A 13753-nucleotide genomic window follows, 5' to 3' on the forward strand; every position below is an offset into this window, starting at 1 on the left:
ACCCAAAATAACTTAAATTAACTTAAAATTATTTACTTTATCTCTATAAATTATACAGCCTTACAAAACACAATAGCAAGGTGTTCTTATGCAGGCTCTTCCTCTTCAGATGTTGGATCAAGAATTAAATCAAGTTGAGATGTACTTTTTGATGGCTCATTCAAATTTTTATCTGACCTTAGCATTTCGATTCTATTAAGATAGGCATCATCAATATCATTAGTAACATATTTCCCATCAAAACATGAGCAATCAAAGTCTTCAATTATATTTCCCTCTTGGAGAATGTTTCTCTTAAGCTCCTCAAGATCTTGGTAAATTAGAGCATCGGCTCCAATCTCTTTGCAAATTTGCTCATCATCTTTATTAAAAGCTACCAGCTCGTCTCGAGATGGCATATCAATCCCGTATACGTTAGGATATCTTACTGGTGGAGCAGCAGATGCAAAAAATACATTTTTTGCCCCAGCATCCCTAGCCATTTGAATTATCTCCCTTGATGTAGTCCCGCGAACAATTGAATCATCTATCAAAAGCACATTTTTGTCTTTAAACTCAACTTTAATTGGATTAAGTTTCTGTCTGACAGATTTTTTTCTTAATTCTTGACCTGGCATAATGAAAGTTCGTCCAATATATCTATTTTTAATGAATCCCTCTCTAAATTCAGCGTTAAGCACGAGTGCTACTTCATGTGCGCTTGGCCTGCTTGTATCTGGGATGGGTATCACAACGTCTATGTCAAGATCTGCCCATTCACTCTTAATTTTTTTAGCAAGTGACCTGCCCATATTTAATCTTGTTTGGTAGACCGATATATTATCAATCATAGAGTCCGGACGCGCTAAGTAAACATATTCGAATATACAAGGTGTTTTCTTGACCACATCACAACAAATTTTTGAATAAAAATTTCCATCGAGGTCAATAAAAATTGCTTCTCCAGGCTCTACATCTCTGAGTAATTTAAACCCTAAAATATCAAGCGCGACTGTTTCAGAGGCAACAACATATTCTGGACCATCTTCAGACTGCTTTATTCCAATAACTAACGGTCTAATTCCATGAGGATCTCTAAAGGCAAGCAGCCCGAAGTTATTTATCATTGAAACTACAGCGTAAGCCCCTTTACATCTCTTATACACAGAGCTAACAGAATCAAAAATAATATCTGACGTTAATACATTTTTTTTTGTTGATTTTTCAATAGCATCGGCTAAAACATTTAGCAACACCTCTGAATCCGAGTTTGTATTGATATGCCTTAAATCTTGTTTAAACATATCACCCTTCAGCTTTTCAGAATTAGTCAAATTTCCATTATGCCCAAGGACTAAGCCGTACGGTGAGTTCACATAAAATGGTTGCGCTTCTGCAGCAGAGGAAGATCCTGCTGTGGGATACCTAACATGTCCAATGCCAATATTTCCTGATAAATGCCTCATATGTCTCGTATGAAAAACATCTTTAACGAGGCCATTATTTTTGTACATTTTAATTCGACCATTATCACATGTCGCTATGCCGGCAGCATCTTGGCCTCTATGTTGAAGGACTAATAATCCATCATAGAGCATCTGATTTACAGGGCTATTTGAAACTATTCCAATTATCCCGCACATATAATTCTCATCTAGATTGAATTCTCTTCATATTTTACATTGTTAACCCAGTCCTGGGGCAAATAAGGAAATGTTTTTTCTACTAAAAGTTTTATAAGAACTATTGAATTTGCATGTTGCCATGATGCTTCTTCAGCGTAGGAGGTTTTTTCAATAACAAAAATCAATAAATAAACAACAATAACTCCTCTCAATATACCAAACAATCCACCGAGAATAATATTTGATGCGCCTAAGCCAATTTTATGAATAAACGTACTTAAAAATTTTATCAATATAGATGAAACAATTAGAACGAAAATAAAAATTAGAACAAAGCTACCAACATACTTTATAGAGAATTCAGCTTCAAAAGGAAGAAATATAGCTACACTTGAAGAAAAATAATACGCCACAAAGAAAGCAAATGCCCAGGCCATGAGGCTGAGTAGCTCCTTAACAAAACCCCTAAAAAAACCAAAAATTAAGGAGGCAAATAAAACTAGTAAAACTATGATATCGATAAATGACATAAATCTATGGGTGCTTTCTGATAAAACCAGATAAATTTGCCTTCTTAATTTCTTGAAGAATTAAACGCGCCTGTTTTTCATTTGAAAAAAATTCTGTTGTAAGTCTTATTTTTAGCTCATCATCGATTTTTATTGCTTCTGTATTTGTTTTGTAGCCCATTAAATTAACTTGATCTTTCACTCTTTTCATATTTATTTCATCCGAAAAAATACCTAACTGAACTGTAAAGCCTTTTTTTTTTGAAGAATTATGTTCAGTTGTTTGCTCTTCTTTTGCAGGCGAATTCTTACTTTCAAACTTACTGATTACATTTTCAGAGGCAGCATATTGCTGAGTTGTCTCTAAGAAAGAAATTTTTGGGTTACTCTTCATGGCTTCTGTTTTAGTTTTTACAAAAAAAATAGATAAGGAAAATAAAATTATTAAAATTATTATCGCGCCCACAAGCCTTCTCTTCGCTCTCTTGATAAGAAGAAGGTTGGTTACTGAGTCTTTTGAATTTGACATATTGAATTATCTTTTAAAATTTCACTTACAATAAAAAAGGAACCAAACGCTATTATATTATCATTATCATCACTATTTTTGTATGCGGCCGAAAAGGCCTTTTCAGTATTTTTAAAAGAATGATAGGTGACATCCTTTCTCTGCTTTTGAAGTGATGAAATTATTTCTTTTGCTTGTAATGCCCTAGGTGAATCAATTTCTGAAATATACCATTCATCTACATAATCAATAAATTGCTCAGTAATGTCCATGATATTTTTCCCTTTAAGGAGTGAAAAAACACAACGAACTTTTCCTTTAAGCTTTTGTTTTATAAAAAATTGATTTAATGATTCAGCAGATTCTTTGTTGTGAGCAACATCTAAAATGATGAATGGATTTTTATTTATACAATGCAACCTACCAATTATATCTGTTTCTTTTATACCTTTCTTTAAGCTACTTTGAGTTATTGGATACTTTTTATAGATAAGCTCAACAACCCTTAGAGCTCCAGATAAGTTTTGAAGTTGTGTTTTACCAAAAAGCTTAGGTAATGGTAGGTTTAAAAAATTTTTTCTTTGGCCATAGAAGTCTATTTTTGAGCCATCAACCTTTATAAAATAGTCAGAATTTAATTGCGATAAAATCGCATTAGAGGTATCTTTAAATTTTTTTAAAAATGCTTCCTTATTATTAAAATTTAAAATAGCATTTTTATTTTCCCTAAAAATCCCTACTTTTTCTTTAAATATTTTTTCAATGGAGTCTCCTAAAAACTCTTGGTGATCTATTGATACAGAGGTGATTAATGAAACTTCTGGATCGAAAATATTCACAGCATCTAGTCTACCTCCTAATCCTACCTCCATTATGGCAATGTCGATATCACTCTCAACGAATATCAACATTGCTGCCAATGTAGTCATTTCAAAATAGGTTAATGGTATATTTTTTCTTGCCTCATTAACCCTAAATAGAGCATTAACAATTTCTTCATTTGAGCAAGCAGTCTTATTAATCCTAACTCTTTCATTGAATTTAAAAAAATGTGGTGATGAATAACTTGCGACTTTATAGCTAGCACCATGATAAATAGATTCAAGAAAAGCACACGTAGAGCCTTTACCATTTGTCCCACCAACCATTACGATGGGGAATGATTGTTTTATGTTTAAATTTTTATAAGCTTGACGGACACGATCAAGGCCCAGCTCTATTTCATCTATGGTAATTTGATCAATGAAATCCAACCATTCATCAAGAGAGTCTGACTTATTTAACCCACGAGTCACTTCAATTTTTAAGGTTTACAATAAGGTCTGCCAATGTCTTTCTTAACTGCCTTCTGTCCACAATCATGTCGATAGCACCATGGGTTAACAAAAACTCAGACGTTTGGAATCCTTCTGGTAATTTTTCCCTTACCGTCTGCTCAATAACTCTAGGGCCAGCAAATCCAATTAATGCCTTTGGCTCGGCAATTATTATATCTCCGAGCATTGCAAAGCTGGCTGAGACTCCGCCCATAGTTGGGTCGGTCAACACTGATACAAAAGGTTGTTTTGCTTTGCTTAACTTTGTTAAGGCAGCACTAGTTTTTGCCATCTGAAACAAAGATAATAATCCCTCTTGCATTCTTGCACCTCCGCTTGAGGAGACACAGATGAAAGGACATTTAAACTTAATTGCGGTATTTACTGACTCTACAAACTTTTCTCCGACAACTGAGCCCATTGACCCACCCATAAATTTAAATTCAAAACATGCAATTACCACTTCCAATGACTCTAAATGCCCCTTAACTGTAACTAATGCATCATTCTCATTAGTTTGTTTTTGAGATGATTTAATTCTATCTTTATAGGGTTTCGAATCCTTAAAAGATAATGGATCAATAGGTTTAATATCTTTTCCAAGCTCTATCTGGTCAGGGGTATCTAAAAGTAAACTAATTCTTTTTCTGGCGTTAATGCGGTGATGAAAATCGCAATTAGGACATACGTAGTTATTTTTTTCTAAGTCGGTACCGTATAAAACTGTTTGGCATGACGGACATTTCTGCCACAGTCCTTCAGGGATATTTTTCTTAACCTTTCCTAAGATATTCTTGATTTTTGGAGGGATTGCTTTTTTTAACCAGCTCATATGTATTTAAGCACTCGAGGAATCAATTGCTGTCTTCATGCTATGCATCAATTTTTTTACATTTGGAATAATTTCAACTTTGTCAGACTCTTCAATCTCTTTGACAATCCTACTACCAATAACAACTCCATCTGAGATTTTGGAAACAGCTTTTGCCGTTTTAGGGTCTCTTACCCCAAAACCTACCGCTACAGGAAGGTCTGAATATTTTTGAATATTCTTTACATTTTCAGATACTTGCTCAATATCAATATTCGCGGCACCTGTTACCCCTTTTAGTGAAACATAATATAAAAAACCTGATGCTTGCTTTGCAATTAATTTGATTCTATCATCCTCTGTAGTAGGGGAAAGCAAAAAAATACTGTCAATTTCTTCCTCATTCAGTCTTTTAACAAACTCCCCAGACTCCTCGGGAGGATAATCAACAGTAATAACCCCATCTATCTGTGCCTCTTTGATTAAACCAATAAAATTATCTACCCCAATAGCTTCGATAGGATTTGCATATCCCATCAATATTAAAGGTGTTTTTTTATTTGTTTCTCTAAAACTTTTTGCAAGTTTTATAGTATCTTTAATCCCAACCTTATTTTTAAGCGCACGCTCACTAGCTCTTTGAATAACTGGTCCATCTGCCATTGGATCTGAAAAAGGAATACCTAATTCAATCATATCGGCCCCATTTTCAACCAAAGTATTCATTAATGCGACTGTATCATCTGGAGATGGATCACCAGCAGTAATAAAAGGAATCAGAGCACTTTTATTTAAATCTTTTAATTTTTCAAATGTAATTTTTATTTTCGACATATTATAAAGAAATTCCTGAAATATTAGCTACAGTATTAATATCCTTGTCGCCTCTTCCTGATAAATTAACCAAGATAACTTCCTCTGGTGACATATCGGTGGCCAATTTTTGCGCATAAGCAAGTGCATGGCTTGTTTCCAGTGCTGGAATGATGCCCTCTACACGACATAAATTATGAAAAGCTTCCAGAGCTTCATCGTCTTTAATTGCGACATAGCTTGCTCTTCCTGAATCTTTAAGCCATGAATGTTCAGGTCCAACGCCAGGATAGTCAAGACCCGCAGATACGGAATGTGTTTCAATTATTTGGCCCTCAGAGTTTTGCATTAAGTAAGTTCTATTGCCATGAAGAACACCTATTTTACTTTCTGATGTCAGGGGTGCTGCATGCTTTCCAGTCTCAATACCTTCGCCTGCTGCCTCAACACCAATTAACTTCACATTCTTATGTTCTATGTAGGGATAAAAAATACCCATAGCATTTGACCCACCCCCGACACATGCTATAACAGCATCTGGTTGTTTGTTTGCAATTTTTGGCATTTGGACCAAACACTCTTTTCCAACTACAGAGTTAAAATCTCTTACCATCATCGGGTAAGGGTGCGGTCCTGCAACCGTACCAATAATGTAAAAGGTATTTGAAACATTTGTCACCCAATCTCGTAAAGCTTCATTAAGTGCATCCTTTAATGTCTTTGAACCACTTTCAACAGGAACTACAGTCGCACCTAATAATTTCATTCTATAAACATTTGGAGACTGCCTTTTGACATCCTCTGAACCCATATAAACAACGCATTCAAGACCTAATCTGGCCGCAATTGTTGCTGTAGCTACACCATGTTGCCCTGCACCTGTTTCAGCTATAACTCTTGGTTTTCCCATTCTCTTTGCTAACAATGCCTGTCCAACTGTATTATTTACCTTGTGCGCCCCTGTATGATTTAAGTCTTCTCTTTTTAAATAAATCTTAGCGCCACCTATTTGGTTTGTAAGTCGCTCTGCAAAATATATAGGACTCGGTCTTCCAACAAAATGTTTAAGGTCGCTGTGAAATTCTGCTAAAAATTCGGGGTCATCTTTATATTTTGAATACATTTCTCTGAGCTCATCGAGAGCCTCGATAAGCGTTTCAGCTACGAATGTTCCTCCAAACTGACCGAAATGTCCTAATTCATCAGGTAGATCATAGGGTTGCATCATTTACTCCTATCATAAATTCTTTCATTTTTTCTTCATCCTTCACTCCCTTAATACTCTCAACACCGCCACTCACATCCACACAAAATGGTCTTACTGTTTTAATTAGGTCTGAAATATTCTCAGAATTTAATCCACCCGCAATAATGATTGGGAGACTTAACTTCTTAGGAATCTTTTTCCAATCAAAAACTTCACCAGTTCCACCTTTTAATTTTTCACTAAAAGTATCAAGTAAGAGTGCTGATGCAGATTTATAATCTCTACAACATTCTAACAAATTAATGCCTTCTTTCATTGTTATTGCTTTAATATAAGGTAAATTAAATTGATTACAATATTCCTCAGACTCATTCCCATGAAATTGTATGAGATTAATTTTTGATTTGCTAATTGAATCTCTAACGAATTCTGCATCAGCATCCACGAACAAACCAACTCGCAAAATAAAAGGGTGGAGAGATAAAATAATTTTTCTAGCTTTAATAGGGTCTATGTATCTTGGGCTTTCTTTGTAAAACACAAACCCCAGTGCATCAACTCCTAAATCAGAAGCAAGGATCGCATCTTTCACATTTGTAATGCCACAAATTTTTACTCTCGTTCTCAATATATTAAACAACCTATGTATTAATGCTTATTTTGTTGTTACTCTTTGGTAATCCCCACTTGGAATCATACCTAATATTAGTAAGATATAAACCATTTGGCGAAAAAGTTGCTGGCACTAAACGTCGGTCATTTTGTAGTAAAAGAAAATCAATATGATCAGCATCTATAGACCCATAACCCACCTTAATAATTGTGCCCATCATATTTCTCACTTGATGCTGTAAAAAAGCATCAGCAACGAATGTAAATAAAAAATAATTTTTGTGTTGTTTTACACTTATTTTTGAAATCGTTCTAACCGATGATATAGCTTGACATTCTGAGGATCGAAATGCATTAAAATCATGTTTTCCTTTAAATTTTAACAAAGATTTTTTCATCAATTCAAGATTTAAATTATAGAAAGACCATCCACAGTAATGACTCATGATGGCAGAATTAATTGATTGATTTAAGAGTAAATATTGATACTCCCGGCCTTTGGCAGAGAACCTTGCATGAAAATCAGGAGAGACTTCATACGCCCACTTAATTCGAATTGAATGTGGTAGAAATGAATTAATACCTTTTACCCATGAATTCATGGGTCTTTTTAAATTAGTATCAAAATGAATTATCTGCCCTAGAGCATGAACGCCTGCATCAGTTCTTCCTGCTGCTGTAGTTTCTATATTTTCATTAGTTATAGAAAAAATAGCTTTTTCAATTTCGCCTTGAATTGTTTTTATTTTGGGTTGTTTTTGCCAACCAGAAAAATCTTGGCCGGCATACTCTATTGAAGCTGCTATTCTCATTTAGCTTATTACTAAAGATTAACTATTAATTTTTTTTGTTCATTGATGCGATGTATCGATCCGTAGGCTTTGAAGGCTCTGCTGATTTGCTTGAAATCTCCTCATGCCCCATTTGATTGCTTGAATTTAGATCTAAATTTTCATTAAATAACATTGATGCTTGACGTTTTTTTCTTGAAAGAATGATTAATAAACCAATTAAGGCTACTAATAAAAGTGCTAGGAGAAGCGTATGCAGGGTAGTTAACCCTAGCTCTTCCTTATCTTTGATAATTACCTCGGTAATATTGTCATCAGCACTTGAAATAGATGATTTGAATGTTTTTGTGTTGATTTCAACGCTAGGCTCTTTGACAACAAGTTCTTTTAAAGGCTCTGCTGGCTTAACTTCTTTTACAGGCTCTGCTGGCTTAACTTCTTTTACAGGCTCTGCTGGCTTAACTTCTTTTACAGGCTCTGCTGGCTTAACTTCTTTTACAGGCTCTGCTGGCTTAACTTCTTTTTTCTTATTTTTATTTTTAATTAATTCCCATGAGTCGTTATCTATTTTTAATATCTTTGAAGCATCCACATGAGAAAGATCTTCATAATATGCTCTATTTGGAAGTATTAATTTGTTACCAACTTCCAACCCGTTAATATTGTTATCTGCAAACGCTTTTGGATTGGTTTGGTAAATTCCTACAACAATTTGCTGAAGTGTGACGCCCTCAAGCTTATTATTTCTTGCAATTTGATACAAAGTCACACCTTTTTTTGAAACAACCGTCTTTTCTTCAGGTTCTGGTGCTGGCTCAGGTTCTGGTGCTGGCTCAGGTTCTGGTGCTGGCTCAGGTTCTGGTGCTGGCTCAGGTTCTGGTGCTGGCTCAGGTTCTGGTGCTGGCTCAGGTTCTGGTGCTGGCTCAGGTTCCACTAAACTCTCAACTTGTGATTGACTTGCAGGTAAGGGGTCAAGCAAAACTGTATATTCCCTGAAATTTCTTCCCTTTGGTGAATCAATTTGAATGAGTAAATCTAAAAAGGGATCAAGAACTGGTTTTTCAGAGCTAAGCTTTAATTTCGATTTTTCTTTATCTTTGATAACAGTAATTTTGATATCCTCATGTACAGGCACTCTTTCTATTGATTGCGCCTGATAAATATCCTTACCTGCGATTTTTGCTTTTAATGAATCTAAATCATCTCTACTAGATACTACTAACTCGATTTCAGCATTTAAAGGCTGATCTTGTGTTGAGTTTACTGAAATTTGACCTAATTGAAGAGCTAAAGCGTGTGTTGAAAAAATTAAGAAAAATAAAGTGTATACAATTTGTTTTAATAAATTTGTCATCTTTATCATTATTTCTTATTCGTTAAAATGTTAAGCATTCGCCTTACTGGCTCTGCTGCACCCCATAATAATTGGTCGCCTACTGTGAATACAGACAGTAAATTTTCGCCAACATTCAGTTTTCTTACCCTTCCAACTGCAATAGAAAGTTTACCTGAAACAGCCGCAGGGCTTAAGTTTTTTATTGTTTTTTCTTTATTATTAGGAACAAAATGTACCCAAGGATTTGCTGAAGCTATTAATTCTTCAATTTCTTTAATTGGCAAATCTTTATTTAATTTAATTGTTAATGCTTGACTATGGGATCTCATAGCTCCAATTCGAACACACAAACCGTCAACATTAAAAGCTTTATATCCATTTGATTTTAATATTTTATTTGTCTCGACACTACCTTTCCATTCCTCTCTGCTCTGACCATTCTCTAATTCTTCATCTATCCATGGAATCAAACTACCAGCAAGCGGAGCGGTAAATAACTTCCTTGTAAATTTTTCAGAATTCATCGTCAACTGAACGTCTTTATCTAACTCAAGGATATTTGAATCAGGCTTTATATTATTTAAGGATCCTGAAAGTTCGCACATTTGCATTAAGAGTTCTTTCATATTTTGCGCTCCAGCCCCACTGGCAGCTTGATAAGTCATGGAAGAAACCCATTCAACTAAATTATTTTTAAATAAGCCGTGAATTGCCAATAACATTAAAGAGACAGTGCAATTTCCACCAACCCAATTTTTATTGCCAGCTTTAATAGCTGTATTTATTGCGTCCTTATTAATGGGGTCAAGAACAATCATGGCATCTGAATCCATTCTCAGGGTTGATGCAGCATCAATCCAATGACCTGACCAGCCTTTCTCCCTTAAAGAATTGAGTATTTTTTTTGTATAATCTCCACCCTGACATGACAACAAGATATCCATTTTTATTAATTCATCAATATCAAAAGCATCTAATAATGAAGATTCTTGAGAATTTAGTATATTAACTTTTTCACCAGACTGTGAAGTAGAGAAGAAATGAGCATCAATAGTTTCAAAGTCATTTTCCTCGAGCATCCTTTGGATTAAGACAGAGCCGACCATTCCCCTCCATCCAACTATACCTACCTTAAACATGCTCTAATTCCTCAATAATTTTATTTCCCATCTCCTCGCAACCCACCAGTATATTATCATTTGAAAAAATATCTTTTGTCCTAAATCTTTTTTTTAAAACATTTCTGACAGCATTTTCAATTTTTTCTGCCTTGTCATTATCGTTAAATGTATATTTAAACATCATTGATAACGACAAAATGGTAGCTAATGGATTTGCTATATCCTTTCCAGCAATATCAGGGGCTGAGCCATGACTTGGCTCATACATTCCTTTGTTGTTCTGGTCTAACGAAGCTGAGGGAAGCATTCCAATTGAGCCAGTCAGCATTGATGCCTCATCTGATAAAATATCTCCAAAGATATTTCCTGTGACCATCACATCAAATTGTTTGGGTCTGCTAACAAGTTGCATGGCTGCATTATCAACATACATATGACTTAATTCCACCTCTGGATATTCCGAAGCGACTTCGCTAATCACTTTTCTCCATAATTCTGTAGATTCTAGGACGTTTGCCTTATCAACTGAGCATAATTTTTTTGATCTTTTTGAAGCTGTCTTGAATGCGACATGTGAAATTCTTCTAATTTCAGACTCTGAATAGCGCATCGTATTCAGCCCTTCTAGCTCACCTTTTTCATTTTTTGATATTCCTCGAGGCTCACCGAAATAAATATCACCCGTAAGCTCGCGAATAATCATGATATCAAGTCCAGATACAATTTCAGGCTTTAAGCTTGATGCATCAACAAGCTCAGGAAACATTAAAGCTGGTCTTAAATTAGCGAATAAATTAAGCGCCTGCCTAATTCTTAGCAACCCTCTCTCTGGTCTCATCTCTCTTGGAAGTTCATCATACTTCCATCCACCAACCGCCCCAAGTAAAATGGCATCTGCCTCTTGAGCAACTTTTAAAGTTGCTTGTGGAAGGGGGTCTTTAAACTCATCGTAACCTGCCCCCCCGATTGAGGAATACGATAATGATTCACTTAAACCAAAAAATTTTAATACTTTGACAGCTTGTGAAATAATTTCTGGCCCAATCCCATCACCAGGTAAAATCGCGATTTTCATTGTATCTCCTATTTTGTCAACCACGGGTACTGTTTATAGTAATGTTTTTCAAAGTCTTTAATATCATCTCCGTACTCAAGAGTTAAGCCAATATCATCAAGCCCTTTCAAAAGGCAATGTTTTTTAAATTCATCTATCTTAAAATCATGTTCATCACCATCATCAAGAATCATTTGCCTTTCTAGGTCAATTGTTAAATTTAAACCCTTTTCTGATAATGCTTTCTTAAAAAATAGATCAGTCAATTCATTGCTGATTTGAATTGGAAGGATTCCGTTTTTAAAACAATTTCCATAAAATATGTCAGCAAAACTTGGGGCCAAGATAATTCTAATGCCGTAATCAAGCAATGCCCAGGGTGCATGTTCACGGCTAGAGCCACATCCAAAGTTCTCTCTTGTTAATAAAATAGTCCCTTCTCGATAGTTCTGTTTATTTAAAATAAAATCTGGATTAAGCTCCCTATTTTCTGGATTAATGCCTGGTTCACCATGGTCAAGATATCGCCATTCATCAAACAAGTTTGGGCCAAAACCGGATTTCTTGATAGATTTTAGAAATTGTTTAGGGATGATTGCATCAGTATCTACATTTGCTCTATCTAGTGGTATAACGATTCCTTGATGTTTATTAATGGGTAACATTAAGAAGCTTCTCGGACATCAACAAATTTACCATGGATGGCTGCAGCGGCTGCCATTTCAGGGCTAACAAGATGTGTTCTGCCACCCTGACCCTGCCTTCCTTCAAAATTTCTATTTGATGTAGATGCGCAACGCTCATAAGGTTCTAATCTGTCCGCGTTCATAGCGAGGCACATTGAACAACCGGGATCCCGCCATTCAAAGCCTGCATTTATAAAAATCTTATCTAAGCCTTCTTCTTCCGCTTGGTTCTTTACCAACCCGGAACCTGGCACCACAAGGGCTAACTTAATATTTGTTGCTACCTTTTTTGTTTTAACGATATCAGCTGCTTTTCGGAGGTCTTCAATTCTTGAGTTTGTACAAGAGCCTATAAAAACTTTATCTAATTTAATATCTTTTATGCTTGTTCCTTGTTTAAGCCCCATATATTCCAACGCACCCTGGTAACCCTTTTGGTTTGATAAACTCTTTTCTTGCAGAGGGTCGGGTATTTTGTCATTTATACTACATACCATCTCAGGTGAAGTCCCCCATGTGACTTGAGGTTCAATAGATGCAGCATCAATTTCAATTTTTTTATCGAATTGCGCATCCTTATCACTAACTAAATTTTTCCAGTCTGTAACAGCTTTTTGCCAACTCTCCCCAGTTGGTGCAAATGGTTTTGATTTTAAGTAATCAATCGTTTTATTATCTACACCAATTAAGCCTGCTCTTGATCCAGCTTCAATAGCCATGTTGCATAAGGTCATTCTACCTTCCATACTTAAATTCTTAATAGCAGATCCAGCAAACTCGATTGCATGCCCTGTCCCTCCAGCCGTGCCAATCTGACCTATAATATGCAATGCTATATCTTTTGCTGAGACATGATCGCCTAAAATACCGTTTACATTAATAAGCATAGTTTTAAACTTTTTTAATATTAAGCACTGTGTTGCTAAAACATGCTCAACCTCTGAAGTTCCTATGCCAACTGCTAAAGCACCAAAAGCACCATGAGTACTCGTATGCGAATCTCCGCAAACAATTGTCATTCCAGGGAGTGTTGATCCCTGCTCAGGACCAATCACATGAACTATCCCTTGCCTCACATCATCCATTTGAAACTGCATTAATTTATTTTTTTTACAATTATCATCCAAGGTGTCTATTTGAATTTTAGAGATGGGGTCAAGGATTCCTTTTTCACGATCAGTGGTAGGAACATTATGGTCAGGAACAGCCAGTATAGAATTTGTTCGCCATATTTTTCTATCGGCCATTCTTAAGCCTTCAAAAGCTTGCGGACTAGTGACTTCATGAACTAAATGGCGATCAATATAAATCAAGTAAGTATCGTTGTCCTCACGAACTACGTGCCTATTAAAAATTTTTTCGTAAAGAGTTAGCGCCATTTAAAA

The 13753-nt window shown here is 35.5% G+C and carries 14 protein-coding genes; all 14 read right to left on the reverse strand.

Annotated elements, in window-relative coordinates:
• Positions 1-86 precede the first annotated feature (86 nt).
• From purF to leuC, 14 genes are read right to left on the reverse strand one after another with little or no spacing between them, the layout of a single operon-like run.
• The gene (gene purF, locus K6112_01805; GenBank protein ID QZP18109.1) at positions 87-1622 is read right to left on the reverse strand and encodes an amidophosphoribosyltransferase; all 1536 of its coding nucleotides are present in this window, start codon (positions 1620-1622) and stop codon (positions 87-89) included.
• Positions 1623-1633: 11 nt separating this feature from the next.
• Positions 1634-2134: a CvpA family protein gene (locus K6112_01810; GenBank protein QZP18110.1), complete on the reverse strand. Its 501-nt coding sequence runs from the start codon at positions 2132-2134 to the stop codon at positions 1634-1636.
• Positions 2135-2138: 4 nt separating this feature from the next.
• A complete protein-coding gene (locus K6112_01815) occupies positions 2139-2642 on the reverse strand; it encodes an SPOR domain-containing protein (GenBank protein ID QZP18111.1) in 504 nt (167 codons plus the stop codon).
• Entirely contained in the window at positions 2618-3916 is a 1299-nt protein-coding gene (locus K6112_01820; GenBank protein QZP18112.1) for a bifunctional folylpolyglutamate synthase/dihydrofolate synthase, read from the reverse strand. Before K6112_01820 ends, K6112_01815 begins: the two co-directional genes overlap by 25 nt.
• Before the next feature lies 1 nt (position 3917).
• A complete protein-coding gene (gene accD / locus K6112_01825; GenBank protein QZP18113.1) occupies positions 3918-4769 on the reverse strand; it encodes an acetyl-CoA carboxylase, carboxyltransferase subunit beta in 852 nt (283 codons plus the stop codon).
• 6 nt (positions 4770-4775) lie between these two features.
• Positions 4776-5582, reverse strand: a complete 807-nt coding sequence (gene trpA, locus K6112_01830) for a tryptophan synthase subunit alpha (protein ID QZP18114.1) — start codon at positions 5580-5582, stop codon at positions 4776-4778.
• Between the two features lies 1 nt (position 5583).
• A complete protein-coding gene (gene trpB, locus K6112_01835) occupies positions 5584-6786 on the reverse strand; it encodes a tryptophan synthase subunit beta (protein QZP18452.1) in 1203 nt (400 codons plus the stop codon).
• Positions 6773-7396, reverse strand: coding sequence for a phosphoribosylanthranilate isomerase (locus K6112_01840; GenBank protein ID QZP18115.1), 624 nt, complete (start codon positions 7394-7396; stop codon positions 6773-6775). The genes trpB and K6112_01840 overlap by 14 nt, the downstream gene beginning before the upstream one ends.
• Before the next feature lie 13 nt (positions 7397-7409).
• Complete coding sequence (gene truA / locus K6112_01845) at positions 7410-8192, reverse strand: tRNA pseudouridine(38-40) synthase TruA (GenBank protein ID QZP18116.1); 783 nt, start codon at positions 8190-8192, stop codon at positions 7410-7412.
• Between the two features lie 25 nt (positions 8193-8217).
• On the reverse strand, positions 8218-9525 hold the full coding sequence (locus K6112_01850) for a hypothetical protein (GenBank protein QZP18117.1): 1308 nt from the start codon (positions 9523-9525) through the stop codon (positions 8218-8220).
• An 8-nt stretch (positions 9526-9533) separates the two neighbouring features.
• Positions 9534-10646 (reverse strand): aspartate-semialdehyde dehydrogenase, encoded by a 1113-nt coding sequence (asd, locus tag K6112_01855; protein ID QZP18118.1) that lies wholly within the window; start codon positions 10644-10646, stop codon positions 9534-9536.
• Complete coding sequence (gene leuB, locus K6112_01860) at positions 10639-11703, reverse strand: 3-isopropylmalate dehydrogenase (protein ID QZP18119.1); 1065 nt, start codon at positions 11701-11703, stop codon at positions 10639-10641. Before leuB ends, asd begins: the two co-directional genes overlap by 8 nt.
• Before the next feature lie 8 nt (positions 11704-11711).
• Entirely contained in the window at positions 11712-12347 is a 636-nt protein-coding gene (gene leuD, locus K6112_01865) for a 3-isopropylmalate dehydratase small subunit (protein QZP18120.1), read from the reverse strand.
• Positions 12347-13747, reverse strand: a complete 1401-nt coding sequence (leuC, locus tag K6112_01870) for a 3-isopropylmalate dehydratase large subunit (protein ID QZP18121.1) — start codon at positions 13745-13747, stop codon at positions 12347-12349. Before leuC ends, leuD begins: the two co-directional genes overlap by 1 nt.
• Positions 13748-13753: the final 6 nt, after the last annotated feature.

This window comes from Methylophilales bacterium, assembly GCA_019823025.1.
Taxonomy (GTDB): Bacteria; Pseudomonadota; Gammaproteobacteria; order Burkholderiales; family Methylophilaceae; genus BACL14.